This is a genomic window from Pseudomonas sp. S2_B07, from assembly GCF_054668435.1.
In genome coordinates this window covers 597242-614263 of sequence record NZ_CP162769.1, presented here as the reverse complement: position 1 = coordinate 614263, position 17022 = coordinate 597242, and the positions used below count along the sequence as shown (strand labels likewise).

Annotated in this window: 13 protein-coding genes; 11 read left to right on the top strand and 2 right to left on the bottom strand. The window is 59.5% G+C overall.

The annotated features are described in order from the left end of the window. Nucleotides 1-24: 24 nt before the first annotated feature. Nucleotides 25-300 carry a DUF1652 domain-containing protein gene (locus AB4N43_RS02860; RefSeq protein WP_027923219.1) on the bottom strand — a complete coding sequence of 92 codons (276 nt, stop codon included), beginning with the start codon at nucleotides 298-300 and terminating at the stop codon, nucleotides 25-27. Between the two features lie 275 nt (nucleotides 301-575). Here AB4N43_RS02860 and AB4N43_RS02855 point away from each other — a divergent pair, with 275 nt between their 5' ends. The 11 genes from AB4N43_RS02855 to AB4N43_RS02805 all read left to right on the top strand — a co-directional run bounded on the left by AB4N43_RS02855 (nucleotide 576) and on the right by AB4N43_RS02805 (nucleotide 16625). Next, nucleotides 576-1391, top strand: a complete 816-nt coding sequence (locus tag AB4N43_RS02855; protein WP_059182986.1) for a helix-turn-helix domain-containing protein — start codon at nucleotides 576-578, stop codon at nucleotides 1389-1391. A gap of 50 nt (nucleotides 1392-1441) precedes the next feature. Next, on the top strand, nucleotides 1442-2848 hold the full coding sequence (locus tag AB4N43_RS02850) for an NAD(P)/FAD-dependent oxidoreductase (protein ID WP_460153106.1): 1407 nt from the start codon (nucleotides 1442-1444) through the stop codon (nucleotides 2846-2848). A 30-nt stretch (nucleotides 2849-2878) separates the two neighbouring features. Next, entirely contained in the window at nucleotides 2879-3220 is a 342-nt protein-coding gene (locus AB4N43_RS02845) for a cupin domain-containing protein (protein ID WP_027923216.1), read from the top strand. Nucleotides 3221-3267: 47 nt separating this feature from the next. Beyond that, on the top strand, nucleotides 3268-4353 hold the full coding sequence (locus AB4N43_RS02840) for a polyamine ABC transporter substrate-binding protein (protein WP_027923215.1): 1086 nt from the start codon (nucleotides 3268-3270) through the stop codon (nucleotides 4351-4353). 486 nt (nucleotides 4354-4839) lie between these two features. Beyond that, nucleotides 4840-6297, top strand: a complete 1458-nt coding sequence (locus tag AB4N43_RS02835; protein ID WP_059182982.1) for a serralysin family metalloprotease — start codon at nucleotides 4840-4842, stop codon at nucleotides 6295-6297. Between the two features lie 98 nt (nucleotides 6298-6395). Beyond that, nucleotides 6396-6827, top strand: a complete 432-nt coding sequence (locus tag AB4N43_RS02830; protein ID WP_059182981.1) for an AprI/Inh family metalloprotease inhibitor — start codon at nucleotides 6396-6398, stop codon at nucleotides 6825-6827. Nucleotides 6828-7027: 200 nt separating this feature from the next. Beyond that, entirely contained in the window at nucleotides 7028-8803 is a 1776-nt protein-coding gene (locus AB4N43_RS02825; protein ID WP_027923212.1) for a type I secretion system permease/ATPase, read from the top strand. Next, nucleotides 8800-10149: an HlyD family type I secretion periplasmic adaptor subunit gene (locus tag AB4N43_RS02820; RefSeq protein ID WP_194940024.1), complete on the top strand. Its 1350-nt coding sequence runs from the start codon at nucleotides 8800-8802 to the stop codon at nucleotides 10147-10149. Before AB4N43_RS02825 ends, AB4N43_RS02820 begins: the two co-directional genes overlap by 4 nt. Before the next feature lie 2 nt (nucleotides 10150-10151). Continuing rightward, nucleotides 10152-11516, top strand: coding sequence for a TolC family outer membrane protein (locus tag AB4N43_RS02815; RefSeq protein ID WP_027923210.1), 1365 nt, complete (start codon nucleotides 10152-10154; stop codon nucleotides 11514-11516). 116 nt (nucleotides 11517-11632) lie between these two features. Then, a complete protein-coding gene (locus tag AB4N43_RS02810; protein WP_460153102.1) occupies nucleotides 11633-14680 on the top strand; it encodes an autotransporter domain-containing protein in 3048 nt (1015 codons plus the stop codon). Between the two features lie 91 nt (nucleotides 14681-14771). Beyond that, on the top strand, nucleotides 14772-16625 hold the full coding sequence (locus AB4N43_RS02805) for a polyurethane esterase (protein WP_027923208.1): 1854 nt from the start codon (nucleotides 14772-14774) through the stop codon (nucleotides 16623-16625). Between the two features lie 119 nt (nucleotides 16626-16744). On the opposite strand, the gene AB4N43_RS02800 is transcribed toward AB4N43_RS02805, so the two are convergent. After that, nucleotides 16745-16969 (bottom strand): YgdI/YgdR family lipoprotein, encoded by a 225-nt coding sequence (locus tag AB4N43_RS02800; protein ID WP_059182977.1) that lies wholly within the window; start codon nucleotides 16967-16969, stop codon nucleotides 16745-16747. Nucleotides 16970-17022 lie beyond the last annotated feature (53 nt).

Genomic DNA, 17022 nt, shown 5'->3' with positions numbered 1-17022 from the left:
GGCTTTTTGTTAAGTGTTCAGCCTTCAGGCATAGCTTCTGAGGGCCACAGGTGGAATGAATGCTTCAAGTTCATCCTCGACGGCTTCAATGATTCGCTCGACATCCGCTGCATTCATGACCGTTGCGCAAGGGATACCGGCAATGGCAATCATGGTCTCGCCACTGGCACGATCAAACAGTCGGGCGATCATGCTGCCCGGTGCGTCCATGCTCGCCTCAAATCCCATGGGATGAAAATGCCAGCGCATCAGCTGGCAGGCGTTTGGAAACGTGACTTTGCTGAAAGATCCTTTATTCATATGTTGCCCGCCTTCTTCATCGAGCGCTTCCTTTAGCTCATGTTAGGAGGGAAGAGCCTTCAATGGCTCAACCGGTGACTGCCTTTAAAAGTAGCATCGGTATGTGAAAACCATGTGATTTTTTTCGGGCCGTTCGGCAGTTAATGGGATTTTCATGATCGAGGTCATGTCCCGGCACGCATTGGCTCGGCGACGGGTCTTGCCGGGTTGGTATTTCAGCAATTGAACCCGGTGGAGAACTTCGGCAAGCTCGGCGTTTTCCCGTCGAGACCTTTATGCACGCCGATGATGATGGGCCGCAACAAACCCGGGCCACGGGCGAGACGGTCATGCGCTACCACTTGTGCTGGAAGCACCGCGACCTGGACGGCGTCATGGCGCTTTATCACCCAGGCATCCAGTACCACGATTTTTTCCAGAACCGCGTGATGGGGCTCGACGAACTGCGCGAGTACGTGCGCGTCAGCATGCCGCGCAATCCGGGCGAAGCGCTGGAGCACTCGGACCGGATTCGCCTGGACGGTAATACCGCGTTTATCCAGTACCGAATGACGTTGCGTGGCGGTGAGGGGCTGGTGTCCTTCCACACCAGCGAAGCAATCACGGTCCGCGACGGGTTGATCTGGCGGGTCAACGAATACGCCACGCTGGTCCACGAGCAGCCGTCCAGCACGGCGACTAAAACTTTGCGCCCGGCGGTCAGTCGACTCGGGCTGTCCCCGCGCCAATTGAGTTTCATGGCCGACGACTTGCAGCAGTATTTCCAGCGCCAGCAGCCATATCTTGACCCCGAACTCGACCTGCAAAGGGTGGCGAAGGAGTGCGGCTACAGTCGCAATCAGATTTCCTACCTGTTGAATCAAGTGTTGGGCCAGAGTTTCTATCGCTACGTGAACCAGGCGCGCCTGCAACATCTGCTCGGCACGCTGGACACCGCGACGCCACCGCTGCGTATCGACGAACTGGCGTTTGCGGCGGGATTCAATTCGCTGTCGGCGTTTTACAAGTGTTTCCGCCAGCACACCGGCCTGTCGCCCAAGGCCTATGCCAAACAAATTTCCTTGCGTGCCCGCGCGCAAGACAGCCCCTGAGTTCACGCACTAGGATCGACGCCATCGAAGTTTGAGTGGCGGAATCCTGCATGTCGGCGTGGCGCACTATCAGTTTATGGATGGATCAACTCGACGAGCCGTTAGCGGCGCGTGCGGCGCTGGAACACGATCTGGATGTCGACGTGGCCATCATCGGCGCCGGTTACACCGGGCTCTGGACCGCGTATTACCTCAAGCGCCAGGCACCGGGCCTGAACATTGCCATTGTCGAAGCGCAAACCGCCGGTTTTGGTGCCTCGGGCCGTAACGGTGGCTGGTTGATGGGCAATATCCTCGGTGAAGACCGGCTGCTGGCCGACCTGTCTCCCGACCATCGCCGCGCTTCATTTGACCTGCTGCACAGCATCCCTGATGAAGTAGAACTTGTCGTCGAACGTGAAGGTATCGCCTGCGATTATCGCAAAGGCGGGGTGCTTTACTGCGCCGCACGCTACCCCGAGCAAGAAACCAGCCTTCGGCGTTATCTGGACGATCTCTACCGCCAAGGCCTGACCGAAAGTGACTACCGCTGGCTCAGCCCCGAACAACTGGCGCAACAGATCAGAGTTGCGAAGCCTTATGGCGGTATCTATGCACCGCACGTCGCGACCATTCACCCGGCAAAGTTGGTGCGAGGTTTGGCACGCACGGTGGAGAGCATGGGGGTCAAGATCTATGAAAACAGCCCGGTCATGCGGTGGCAGTCGGGGAGTCTGCGCACGGCCAAGGCCTCGGTTCGCAGTCGCTGGATCGTCCCGGCGGTAGAAGGCTATGCGACGACGTTACCGCCGCTGGGTCGCTATCAATTGCCGGTGCAAAGCCTGATCGTTGCCACCGAGCCTCTGTCCGCCGCGACTTGGGACGATATCGGCCTGGATCGCGGCCAGGCCTTCAGCGAAAGTAGCCGTCAGGTGACGTACGGCCAGCGCACCGCCGACAACCGTTTGGTATTCGGGGCACGGGGCGGCTACCAGTTTGCCGGCAAGCTGCGCCATGACTTCGACCTGACCACTAATGAAGTGGAGCTACGGCGCTATCTGTTCGGCGAGCTCTTCCCGCAACTCAAGAATGTACGGATTACCCACGCCTGGGGCGGCAACCTGGGCATGTCGCGGCGCTTCAAGCCGCACATGCTCTGTGATCACGCCAGCGGCATCGCCTTGTCCGGCGGTTATGGCGGGGAGGGTGTCGGGGCCAGCCACCTGGGTGGCAGAACCCTCGCCGATCTGATGCTTGAACGCGATACCGAACTGGTCCGCCAGCCCTGGGTCATGCCCCAGGGCGGGCTCGACACGCTCAAGGCCTGGGAGCCGGAACCCTGCCGCTGGCTCGGTTACAACGCAATCATTCGCAGCTTCGTCCACGAAGACCAGACCCTGGCCAACCCGACCACCGCACCCTGGCGCCGAAAGCTGGCCAGCGGGGTTGCGGGGTTCATGGAAGGCTTCATGCACTGAACAGCGCTTTATCCATCGACAGGTACGCCCATGAGCATCACGCAATTGAAGAATACCGCCACCCTGAAGCTCGAAGAGTCCAACCCGGTTGCCGTGCCACTGGGAACACCGGTGGCCGTGGCCTCGACCACCAGCGTCGAACGCGACGATGGTGTCGAAACGGGTGTCTGGGAATGCACGCCCGGACGCTGGCGTCGGCAGATCGTCGCCCAGGAATTCTGTCACTTCATCCAGGGGCGCTGCACCTTCACCCCGGACGATGGCGAAACCCTTTTCATAGAAGCCGGCGATGCACTGATGTTGCCGGCCAACAGTCTCGGCATCTGGGATATCCAGGAAACCGTGCGCAAGACCTACGTTTTGATTTTTTGATCTTCTGATTGCCTGCCAATAACAAAAGCCCCTACAGGAATCGACTCATGATCCGAAAGACACTGACACTGGCGCCCCTTGCACTCGTCGCGACCCTTGGCCACGCTGCTGAAACGGTCAAAATCTACAACTGGTCAGACTACATCGCCCCGGACACCACCAAGAACTTCCAGAAAGAAACCGGTATCGCCTTCACCTACGACGTCTACGACAGCAACGAAACCCTCGACGGCAAGTTGATGACCGGTAAATCGGGATACGACGTGGTGTTCCCGTCCAACCATTTCATGGCGCGACAGATTGAAGGGGGAGCGCTGAAGAAGCTCGACAAGGCTCAATTGCCGAACTGGAAGAACCTCAATCCGGTATTGCTCACAGCGTTGCAGACCAACGATCCGGGTAACGAACATGGCTTTCCGTACCTGTGGGGCAGCACTGGCATCGGCTACAACATCGCCAAGGTCAAGGCCGTACTGGGTGACAACGCGCCCGTGGATTCCTGGGACCTGATCTTCAAACCCGAAAACATGCAAAAGCTGCAGAAATGCGGCGTTGCCATCCTCGACAACGGCCCGGAACTGTTGCCCGCCGCCCTGAATTACCTGGGCCTGCCGCACCACAGCAAAAAACCGGAAGACTATAAAAAGGCCGAAGCGCTGCTGCTGAAAGTCCGGCCGTATGTCAGTTATTTCCATTCATCCAAGTACACCAGCGACCTTGCCAACGGCGACATCTGCGTGGCGGTCGGCTTCTCCGGTGACATCCTGCAAGCCGAAAACCGCGCCAAGGAAGCCCACAATGGTATCGACATCGGCTACTCGATTCCCAAGGAAGGCGCGGCCATCTGGTTCGATATGGTTGCCATGCCCGCCGACGCACCGGACGAGAAGGCCGGCTACGCCTTCATGAACTACCTGCTGCGCCCGGACGTCATGGCCGGTGTCAGCAACTACGTGCACTACGCCAACGGCAACCAACAGGCCGACAGCCTGATCGACCCGACGATCAAAAACGACACCAAGGTTTATCCGAGCCCAGAGATGATGGGCAAACTGTTCGCGCTCGAGGCGATGCCGCTGAACATTGACCGGGTGCGTACGCGGGTGTGGAACAAGATTCGGACGGGGAGTTGAGGGTTCATATTTTGTAGTGATTGGTGGCACACCGACTGCAGGCTGCGCCAGCTGCTACAAGGATCGCGGCGTACGAAAATCCTGTAGCAGCTGCCGAAGGCTGCGTTCGGCTGCGCAGCAGTCGTAAATAATCAAATTCAACACACATTTAACTGATATCAATCCGCTGGCACTCCTATTAATAAGTCCAACAAAAGTGAGACCTCTTAGACAAAAAACAAACTTACCCCTATTTAATATTTAAATATCAAATCGTCAGACAATTTGCGCAAACGCACATGCCTCCAAACAAACTTTCGACACCTCAGGCATTGTTTACGGGCACTTGCTGGAACAACACAATTTGACGTCAAAAAAAATGTAGACGTTTGATTTCGAATTGTGTCAGTTTTCTTTCGCCTGCATTGGGCGAGTGATAGGACGATCTCGCCAGAGATTGTCGCTATCTGAAAAAACTGTTCCATAGCCAAACAAGGAAGTGTGTTTATGTCGAAAGTAAAAAACAACGCTATTGATCTTGCTGAACTGGCCTTTGCCCCCTCGCATGCATTGGCAGCACCGAGTTCTGCTTTCAGCCAGATCGACAGCTTCAGCCATCAGTATGACCGCGGCGGCAATCTCACGGTCAATGGCAAACCCTCCTATTCCGTCGACCAGGCAGCGACCCAATTGCTGCGCGACGGTGCTGCCTACCAGGACAAGGATGGCAGCGGCAAAATCGAACTGACCTATACGTTCCTGACCTCGGCGTCGTCGAGCACCATGAACAAGCACGGGATTACCGGTTTCAGTCAGTTCAGTGCTCAGCAAAAAGCCCAGGCGGTGCTCGCCATGCAATCCTGGGCCGATGTCGCCAACGTCACCTTCGCCGAGAAGGCCACGGGCGGCGACGGGCACATGACCTTCGGCAACTACAGCGGTGGCCAGGACGGCGCTGCGGCATTTGCTTATCTGCCGGGCACGGGCGCGGGTTACGACGGGACCTCCTGGTACCTGACCAACAGCAGCTATACGCCGAACAAGACGCCGGACCTGAACAACTATGGTCGTCAAACCCTGACCCACGAAATCGGTCACACCCTGGGCCTGGCCCACCCTGGCGACTACAACGCCGGTGAAGGCGCGCCGACTTACAACGACGCCACCTACGGGCAAGACACCCGCGGTTACAGCGTCATGAGCTACTGGAGCGAAAGCAATACCAACCAGAACTTCAGCAAGGGCGGTGTCGAGGCGTATTCGTCCGGCCCGCTGATGGACGACATTGCTGCCATTCAGAAACTCTACGGGGCCAACACCACCACCCGTACTGGCGACACTACCTACGGCTTCAACTCCAACGCCGGTCGCGACTTCCTGAGCGCGTCTTCGTCGTCGGACAAGGTCGTGTTTTCGGTGTGGGACGCGGGCGGCAAGGACACTCTGGATTTCTCCGGCTTCACCCAAAACCAGAAAATCAACCTCAATGAGGCCTCGTTCTCCGACGTTGGCGGCCTGGTGGGCAACGTCTCCATTGCCAAGGGCGCGATCATCGAGAACGCAATCGGCGGTTCGGGCAACGACCTGTTGATCGGTAATGGCGTATCCAACGAGCTGAAGGGCGGTGCCGGCAACGACATCCTCTACGGTGCCGGCGGTGCGGACAAACTGTGGGGGGGTGCCGGTTCGGACACGTTTGTGTTCGCCGCCAGCAGTGACTCCAAGCCAGGTGTTGCCGATCAGATCCTCGACTTTGTCAGTGGCCTGGACAAGATCGACCTGACCGGTATTACCAAAGGCGCGGGCCTGCACTTCGTGAGTTCGTTCACGGGGGCGGTCGGTGATGCCGTGCTGACTAACTCGGGCGGGAACAGCCTGCTGTCGGTGGACTTCTCAGGGCATGGTGTGGCGGATTTCCTCGTCAGCACCGTAGGCCAGGCGGCGTTCTCGGACATCGTGGCCTGATTCAAGGCTGAAAAGGAGCGCGGTGCACGTTGCGCCGCGCTCTGTCCTTGCATCGATGCGCGCACTGCGTAAGGCTACGCGCCGGAGTGACAGATCCTATGGCCCCTGACGCCTTTACCTACAGAATGACCGCGTGGCTATTGGCGACGCTGATGATGTTTCTTGGAGATGTAGCCATGGCAAGCAGCCTGAAATTAGCGGACCCCTCTGAACTCGCCGGACATTGGCGAGCCACCTTGATGACCAAAGAGGATGCGTCCGAGCCCCGCACTGTGCAGGACAAACCGTCGAACGTTTGCCTGATTGACCTTCAACCCAACCAGACCCTGGCCGAGGGCGCCGAGTGCCTTGGGGCCTGGCTGCAAGTGTCGGCCATTGGCTGGTTCACAGAACCGGACGGGATTGCGATCACCGGCAAGGAAGGCTCAAGAATTTTCTTTTTCAGCCGACAGCATGATGGGCTTTATCAAGGCAATTTGAAGTCCGGTCTGATCATTACGCTTGAGCGCGCTGCGCGTAAGAGCAATTAGTGGGCGGACCGTGCAAATTTAAATAGAGAGCCCGCTGTTGTAGTTATAAGTAGCAAAACAATACGCCAACTCTTTAGCGAGCATGGAAGTGGGTTGTTAATTTGTAAGCGATTACCGACAAAAAATGTCTCGAACCGCGCACACACAGTTAATTAAACCTCGTCAGATCAGGACGGGGAATTTCACCTCGGGAAAAATCAATGAAGATGGCTAAGGCCCCAGCCACCGCTCCGTTATTCAAGGCACTGGGCGACTATAAAAGCATCTTGATCAGCGTCGGTTGTTTTACCGCATTGATCAACGTACTGATGCTGGTCCCGTCGATTTATATGCTGCAAGTCTATGACCGTGTGTTGTCTTCGCAGAACGAAACGACCTTGGCCATGTTGTCGCTGATGGTGGTCGGCTTCTTTGCCTTCATCGGCCTGCTTGAGATCGTGCGCAGCTTCATCGTGATCCGCATCGGCAGCCAACTGGAACGACGCTTCAACCTGCGGGTGTATCAAGCCGCGTTCGAGCGCAACCTGTTCAAAGGCGAGGGCAATGCCGGGCAATCCTTGGGGGACCTGACGCACATCCGCCAATTCGTCACCGGACCCGCGCTGTTTGCCTTCTTCGACGCGCCGTGGTTTCCGGTCTATCTGTTCGTGATCTACCTGTTCAATGTCTGGCTGGGTGTCTTCGCGACGGTGGGGGCTGTGGTCCTGATCGGCCTCGCTTTCCTCAACGAAACGATGACCAAAAAGCCCTTGGGCGAAGCCGCCGGTTTTTCCCAGAAGTCCAGCCAGTTGGCCACCAGCCACTTGCACAATGCCGAGACCATCCAGGCGATGGGCATGCTCGGCGTGTTGCGCAAACGCTGGTTTCAAGTGCATTCGCGCTTTCTCAGTTTGCAGAATCAGGCCAGTGACACCGGCGCGGTTATCAGTTCCCTGAGCAAAACCTTGCGTCTGTGCTTGCAATCCCTGGTACTGGGGCTGGGTGCGTTGCTGGTGATCAAGGGCGAGATGACTGCCGGGATGATGATCGCCGGTTCGATCCTGATGGGCCGCGTCCTGAGTCCCATCGATCAGTTGATTGCGGTCTGGAAACAGTGGAGTGGCGCGAAGCTGGCCTACCGTCGCCTGGATGCGTTGCTGCAAGCCTTTCCACCGTCTGACGAAGCCATGGCGCTGCCGGCACCGAAAGGGCAGATCACTTTCGAACAGGTCAGCGCCGGCCCTCCGGGGCAACGTGCGGCGACGCTGCACATGGTCAACTTCAACCTCGGTGCCGGGGAGGTGATGGGCGTGCTCGGTGCCTCCGGCTCAGGCAAGTCGACACTGGCCCGGGTACTCGTCGGCGTCTGGCCAACCCTCGGCGGCACAGTTCGGCTCGACGGCGCGGACATTCATCGCTGGAACCGCGACGACCTCGGGCCCTACATCGGCTACTTGCCACAAGACATCGAATTGTTCAGCGGCAGCATTGCCGAAAACATCGCCCGGTTTCGCGAAACTGATCCGCAGAAAGTCGTCGAGGCTGCGCAACAGGCCGGCGTGCATGAATTGATCCTGCGCTTGCCGCAAGGCTACGACACGCTGCTCGGCGAAGACGGCAGCGGCTTGTCCGGTGGCCAGAAACAACGCGTGGCACTGGCCCGTGCGTTGTACGGCAACCCGAGCCTGGTGGTGCTGGACGAACCCAATTCCAACCTCGACACCGTGGGCGAAGCTGCGTTGGCCAGCGCCATCGCGCACCTGAAAGCCCAGGGCACCAGCGTGATTCTGGTGACCCATCGGTCCTCGGCCTTGGCCCAGGCCGACAAATTGCTGGTGCTCAACGAAGGACGCTTGCAGGCCTTCGGCCCGAGCCAGGACGTGCTCAAGGCACTGTCCGGCGCTCAGGAACAACACCGTGAAAAAGCCGCGCAGGCGCCGGGCGGGCTCAGCATGAGTCGACAGTATCAGCCCACGACAAGGAATTCGGGTGTATGAGCAGCGCACGCATGAACACTGAAAGCGAAGCCCTGATGGAACACGATTACATCGCCGAACGGCCCGAGCGTGATGCGCGATTCTTCGCGCGCATGGGCTGGATACTGGCCATCGTCGGCGCTGGCAGCTTCTTCACCTGGGCCAGCCTCGCGCCGCTCGATCAAGGTATACCGGTGCAGGGCACGGTCGTGGTGTCGGGCAAGCGCAAAGCCGTGCAATCGATGAGCCCCGGTGTGGTCAGCCGGATCCTGGTGCGCGAGGGTCAAGTGGTGACGTTGGGGCAGCCGCTGTTCCAGCTCGACCAGACCCAGGTCGCGGCCGACGTCGATTCGCTGCAGGCGCAGTACCGCATGGCCTGGGCCAGCGTTGCGCGCTGGGAAAGTGAACGGGATAACCTCAAGCAAGTGAATTTCCCGGCCGAGCTGAGCAAGGATGCCGACCCGCGACTGGCGCTGGTGCTCGAAGGCCAGCGGCAATTGTTCAGCAGCCGCCGCGAGGCGTTTTTCCGCGAGCAGGGTGCGTTGCGCGCCAACATGGAAGGCGCCAGCGCGCAATTGGCCGGCATGCGTCGTGCGCGCACCGACCTGACGGCCCAAGCCAACTCGCTGCAACAACAACTGAGTAACCTTCAGCCCTTGGCGGACAACGGCTACATTCCGCGCAACCGCTTGATGGAATACCAGCGTCAGCTGTCGCAAGTGCAGCAGCAACTGGCCGAGAACACCGGTGAAAGCGGTCGGGTGGAGCAGGGCATCCTCGAAGCGAAGCTCAAGCTGCAACAGCACATCGAGGAATATCAGAAAGAAGTCCGCACCCAACTGGCTGACGCGCAACTCAAGAGCGTGACCCTCAAAGAGCAACTGACCTCCGCCGGGTTCAACCTGCAACACAGCGAGATCGTCGCCACGGCTGATGGCATTGCGGTCAACCTCGGGGTGCACACCGAAGGCGCCGTGGTGCGTCAGGGCGATACCTTGCTGGAAATCGTTCCGCAGGGCACTCGGCTGGAAGTCGAAGGGCACCTGCCGATCAACCTGATCGACAAAGTCGGCACCCATTTGCCCGTGGATATCCTGTTCACCGCCTTCAATCAGAGCCGCACACCGCGAGTGCCCGGTGAAGTCAGCCTGATTTCCGCCGACCAGATGGTCGACGAAAAAACCGGCGCGCCGTACTACGTGCTGCGCAGCAGCGTCAGCGATCAGGCGATGGAAAAGCTCAATGGCCTGGTGATCAAGCCCGGCATGCCGGCGGAAATGTTCGTGCGCACCGGTGAACGTTCACTCCTCAACTATCTGTTCAAACCGCTGCTCGACCGGGCAGGCTCCGCGTTGACCGAGGAATAAGGATGTTCGGCTGTATGAATAAGCTTTCCCTGCTCGCAGCGACCCTGGCGTTGCTGACGTGCAACAGTGTGATGGCCATGGGGCCGTTCGACATTTACGAGCAAGCGTTGCGCAATGATCCGGTGTTCCTCGGCGCGCTCAAGGAACGCGATGCCGGCCTGGAAAACCGCCTCATTGGCCGTGCCGGCTTGCTGCCAAAGCTGGGATACAACTACAACAAGGGGCGCAACTCGTCCAAGGCCACCTACCTCAATGACCGCGGGCAAAACCAGACCGATGACCGCAACTACAGCAGTTACGGCTCGACCCTGACCCTGCAACAGCCTCTGATCGATTACGAAGCCTACGCGGCGTACCGCAAAGGCGTGGCGCAGTCGTTGTTTGCCGATGAAGCCTTTCGCGGCAAGAGCCAGGAGTTGTTGGTGCGGGTGCTGGAGAACTACACCAAGGCGCTGTTCGCTCAGGATCAGATCGACATTGCGCTGGCGAAGAAGAAAGCCTTCGAGCAGCAGTTCCAGCAGAACGAGCAGATGTTCCGCCAAGGCGAGGGCACGCGCACCGATACACTTGAGTCCGAGTCCCGTTACGAACTGGCGACCGCCGAGGAGATCGAGGCCCGCAACGAACAGGACGCGTCCTTGCGTGAACTGGGCGCGTTGATCGGTGTACCGACGATCGACATCGCCGACCTGGCGCCGCTGGACCAGAATTTCCAGACCTTCAGCCTGCAACCGGCCAATTACGACACCTGGCACGAAATGGCCGTGGCCAATAACCCGAACCTGGCCTCCCAGCGCCATGCGGTGGACGTCGCGCGTTACGAAGTTGAACGCAATCGCGCCGGGCATCTGCCGAAAGTCAGTGCCTACGCCTCGGTGCGCCAGAACGAATCGGAAAGCGGCAACACTTACAACCAACGTTACGACACCAACACCATCGGCATCGAAGTCAACGTGCCGCTGTATGCCGGTGGCGGGGTGTCGGCGTCCACCCGTCAGGCCAGCCGCACCATGGAACAGGCCGAGTACGAACTGGACGGCAAGACCCGCGAAACCATGATCGAGCTGCGCCGACAGTTCAGCGCCTGCCTGTCGGGCGTGAACAAATTGCGCGCCTATCAAAAGGCGTTGGTGTCTGCCGAAGCGCTGGTGGTCTCGACCAAGCAAAGCATTCTGGGCGGCGAACGCGTCAACCTGGATGCTTTGAATGCAGAACAACAACTATTTACCACCCGCCGCGATCTGGCGCAGGCACGCTATGACTACTTGATGGCCTGGACCAAATTGCACTACTACGCCGGAACCTTGAGCGAGCAGGACCTTGCCAAGGTAGACGAAGCGTTCGGCCAGGGCCCAAAGACTCAATGATGGATCTGTAGCAGCTGCCGAAGGCTGCGTTCGGCTGCGACACGGGACGTGTGAATTTGCAGGCGCCTTTCGAGGCAAAAAGGGATTTTGGCAACACAACTAAGGACGGTAGCTGGATGAATAACAAGCACAACACACTGGCCGTGCTCTGCGCACTGGCCGCACTCGGTCAGGCGCACGCCGCGCCTTACGTGGAAAGCGGACGCGCTGGCGACCCCAACAGCTGGCGCAGCGCCGAATTCAACGCCGATTGGGGCGTAGGCGCGATCAACGCACAGGATGCCTACGCCGCCGGTTACAGCGGCAAAGGCGTGAAACTGGGGATCTTCGACCAACCGGTCTACGCCCAGCACCCGGAGTTCTCCGGCGCCAATAAAGTCGTCACCCTGATCACCAGCGGCATCCGTGAATACACCGATCCGTACATCCCGGTCAAAGCCGGGGATGCGTTTCGCTATGACGGCGCCCCCACGGTGGGCTACGACGGCAAGCTCGGCTCCCACGGCACCCACGTCGGCGGGATCGCTGCCGGCAGCCGCGATGGCGGGCCGATGCACGGCGTGGCGTACAACGCGCAAATCATCAGCGCCGATAACGGCGACCCGGGCCCGGAGGACGGCATTATTCGTGGCAACGACGGTGCGGTGTACAAGGCAGGTTGGGATGCCCTGATCGCCAGCGGCGCGCGGATCATCAACAACAGCTGGGGCATCGGCATTACCGATCGCTTCGACCTCGGCGGACGCGATCCGGCGTACCCGCACTTCACCGTGCAGGATGCGCAGTTGCAGTTCAACGAGATCCAGCCACTGCTCGGAACCAAACCGGGCGGTGCCTACGACGGTGCGATCGCCGCCGCCCGCAGCGGCATCGTCACGATCTTCGCCGCCGGCAACGACTACAACCTGAATAACCCGGACGCCATCGCCGGCCTCGGCTATTTCATACCGCAGATCGCGCCGAACTGGGTGACCGTCGCGGCGTTGCAGAAGAACCCGGACCTCACCAGCCCGGACCTCTACAACATCAGTACGTTTTCGTCGCGCTGCGGCTACACCGCCAGTTTTTGCGTGTCGGCGCCCGGCAGCAAAATCTACAGCTCGATCATCGGCGGCACCAACGCAGATAACCTCACCACCGGTTACGCCAATTACAACGGCACCTCGATGGCCGCGCCGCATGTTGCAGGCTCCATGGCGGTGCTGATGGAACGCTTCCCGTACATGACCGGTGCGCAGGTCGCCAGTGTTCTGCGCACCACGGCCACTGACCTCGGGGCACCGGGTGTCGACGCGTTGTACGGTTGGGGCATGATCAATCTGCGCAAAGGCATTGATGGCCCGGGGATGTTTGTCACCGAGCAGGACATTCCCGAGGAATTTCGCATTCAGGGCGCCTACGGCTCCAGCCAGTTTGTGGCCGATTTGCCGGGCATCGGCGCGATCATCGACGCCGGCAAACCGACCGAACGTGTGTGCACGGACGTGCACTGCGGACTCGACGTCTGGCGTAACGACATTTCCGGCCATGGCGGCCTGACCAAGCAGGGCATCGGCACGCTGGTCCTGACCGGCGCCAATACCTACGCTGGCCCGACGCTGGTCAATCAGGGCCGGTTGGCCATCAACGGTTCGCTGGCTTCGACGGTCACCGTCAATGACAGCGGCATTCTCGGCGGTAACGGTCGCATCGGCGGGTTGATCGCCAGAAGCGGCGGCACTGTGGCGCCCGGCAACTCTATCGGGACCTTGCAAGTGGCGGGCGACGTGACCTTCGAGCGCGGCTCGACGTACGCCGTGGAGTTGTCGCCGACGAGCAGTGACGAGATCGTCGCCAGTGGCAAAGCCGTCATCGACAACGCCACAGTCAGCCTGTCCCTGGAAAACAGCCCGACATTATTGACTACCCGCGAAGTGAAATCCCTGCTCGGCCATCAATACACCATTCTGCAGGCGGCCGGCGGGATCGAAGGGCGTTTCGGCGCGGTGGTGCCGAACTACCTGTTCCTCGGGGGCACCCTTGATTACTCGGCCAATGGCATTCAACTGTCGGTAGTACGCAACGCCACTTCGTTCAGCAGCGCTGGCCAGACACCGAACCAACGCGCGGTCGCCGCGGCTGCCGAGCAACTTGGCGCCGGCAATGCGCTGTACGAAACCTTGCTGCTGTCACCCACCGCCGCCGTGGCCCAGCAGGCCTTCCAGCAACTGTCTGGCGAGATTCATCCGGCCATTGGCACGCTGCTGATCAACGACAGCCGTTACCTGCGCGATGCCGTCGGCGAACGCCTGCGTGAGCGGGACCTGTTCAACGCCGCCGCACCCACCGATGACCGCAGCAACGCCTGGCTCAAAGTCCTCGGCGCCTGGGGCAAGAGCGATGGCGGGCACGACAACGCCAGTTCCAACAGCTCCATCGGCGGTTTGCTGGCGGGGGTTGATGGTCTGATCGCTGACCACACGCGACTGGGTTTTGTCACCGGTTACAGCGACAGCTCGTTGAGCATGGGTGATGGCACGCATTCGTCGGCCTCGGTCGACAGCTATCACTTGGGCGCGTATCTGGGCCATGAAATCGACGCCCTGCGCTTGAGCGTTGGCGGTGCTTACAGCTGGCATCGCATCGACGTCAAACGTGACCTGCAATTCGGCGACGTCAGCGGCAAACAGAAATCCAAACGCGATGCGACCACGGCGCAATTGTTCACCGAAGCGGCCTATCGCCTCGACGTGCAACCGTTGGCGCTGGAGCCGTTCGCCAACCTGGCTTACGTGCACTTGAACAGCGACAGCTTCACCGAAAAAGGCGATGCCGCCGCCCTGAAGGGCGGTGAAGACAACCGTGATGCGGTGCTTTCAACCCTGGGCCTGCGGGCGAGCAAAGCGATTGCCCTGTCGGACAAACAACAGCTGGAACTGTCCGGCACCCTGGGCTGGCAGCACAACTTGAGCAGTACCCAGTCCGAAGATCACTTGGCGTTCGTCAATGGCAATACTGCGTTCAGCGTGCAAAGCGTGTCGCTGGACCGCAACGCCGCCGTGATCGGTGCCCGCGCCGGTTTGGCGGTGGCGCAGGATGTTCGCGTGAGCCTGGATTACAACGGTCTGATCGGTTCCAACGAGAAAGACCACGGTGTAGGCCTGACGCTGGACTGGCGGTTCTGATCATGCACTAAAGGCTCCGGGGCGCTTCGTGATCGAGGCGTCCTGGTTGTGAGCCATCTCTGACAATTCCAACAAAAGAGAGGCAATACCAATGGGTGTGTACGACTACAAAAACTTCAGTACTGCGGACTCCAAAGCGTTGTTTACTGACGCCATGGCAATCACGCTGTATTCCTATCACAACCTCGACAACGGCTTTGCCACCGGGTATCAGCACAACGGTTTTGGCCTGGGCTTGCCCGCGACATTGGTCACCGCGCTGCTCGGCGGCACCAATTCCCAGGGCGTCATTCCCGGCATCCCCTGGAACCCCGATTCGGAAAAAGCCGCACTGGATGCCGTGCAAAAAGCCGGCTGGACACCCATCACCGCCTCCCAACTGGGCTATGACGGCAAGGTCGATGCGCACGGAACCTTCTTCGGTGAAAAAGCCGGCTACAACACGGCGCAAGTCGAGATCCTCGGCAAGTACGATGCCCAGGGGCACCTGACCGAAATCGGCATCGCCTTTCGCGGCACCAGCGGCCCACGGGAAACCCTGATCGGCGATTCCATTGGCGACGTGATCAACGATCTGCTGGCAGCGTTGGGTCCCAAGGATTACGCGAAAAATTACGTCGGCGAAGCGTTCGGCAACCTGCTCGGCGACGTTGTGGCGTTTGCCCAGGCCAATGGCTTGTCGGGAAAAGACGTCCTGGTCAGCGGCCATAGCCTCGGCGGGTTGGCGGTCAACAGCCTGGCGGACTTGAGCACGGACACCTGGGGCGGGTTCTTCAAGGACTCCAACTACATCGCCTACGCATCACCCACCCAAAGCGCCACCGACAACGTGCTCAACGTCGGCTATGAAAACGATCCGGTGTTTCGTGCGCTCGATGGTTCATCGTTCAACCTGTCGTCGGTGGGGGTTCACGATGCGCCCAAAGAGTCGGCCACCGATAACATCGTCAGCTTCAACGATCACTACGCGTCGACGGCGTGGAATGTACTGCCGTATTCCATCCTCAACATTCCGACCTGGATCTCACATCTGCCCACCGCTTACGGCGACGGCATGAACCGGGTAATTGAATCGAAGTTCTACGACCTCACCAGCAAGGACTCGACGATCGTCGTGGCCAACCTGTCCGACCCGGCACGGGCCAACACTTGGGTGCAAGACCTCAATCGCAACGCTGAAACCCACAAGGGCAGCACGTTCATCATCGGCAGCGACGCCAACGACCTGATTCAGGGCGGCAACGGCAACGACTACCTGGAGGGGCGCGACGGTAACGACACGTTCCGTGATGGCGGCGGCTACAACATCCTGTTGGGTGGCAAGGGCAACAATGTCCTGGACTTGCAGCAGTCTGTGAAAGCCGTCGAATTTGCCCATGACGGCGCCGGCACGCTGTACCTTCGCGACGCCAATGGCGGCATCAGCATTACCCGTGACATCGGCAGCATTGTCAGCAAGGAACCGGGATTTCTCTGGGGGCTGTTCAAGGATGACGTGACGCACAGCGTGACGGCCAATGGCCTGGCGGTCGGTAACCATTTGACCGCGTACGCCTCATCGGTGAAGGGCGGTGGCGGGGCGGATACGCTCAAGGCGCAGGCGACGGGCGACTGGCTGTTTGGTCTGGACGGTAATGACCATTTGATCGGCGGCAAGGGCAACGATGTGTTTGTTGGCGGCGCAGGGAATGACGTGATGGAGTCGGGCGGCGGGGTCGATACGTTCCTGTTCAGTGGTTCGTTTGGCCAGGATCGGGTCGTGGGTTATCAGGCGAACGACAAACTGGTGTTTCTCGGCGTTCAGGGCGTGGTGGCCAATGATGACTTTAGGGCGCACGCCACGGCGGTGGGGCATGACACGGTGCTGACGTTTGGTGGGGATTCGGTGACGTTGGTGGGGGTTGGGCTGGACAGTCTGGCTGGGACAGGGATTGTGATTGCCTGATGCTTTTGGGGCGCCGGTAAGGGCCTCATCGCGAGCAGGCTCACTCCTGCAAGGGATTTGTGAACGGCACAAAACCCCTGTAGGAGTGAGCCTGCTCGCGAAGAACGATAACTGGGTCCTCAGTCTTCCTCGCGAACCGTCGCCACATCCTTGGCATTGACCTTGATTTTCGCCCCGGAAATATCCTCGAATTCGTAGAAGCCGTCCTTGGTCTTGGTTTTCGGCATGTCCTTGGTCAAATACTGGGTGCCGTTCTGCAGGGTTACCACCGTTGGCGTCGAGCAACCGGCCAGCACCAACAAGGCCGCTGCGGCCAGCGGAAAACCCAGGGCTTTGATGTTCATGTCCACCTCTCACAATGCTGAAAAAAACCTCTATGCCGGTTGGTGCCATCGAT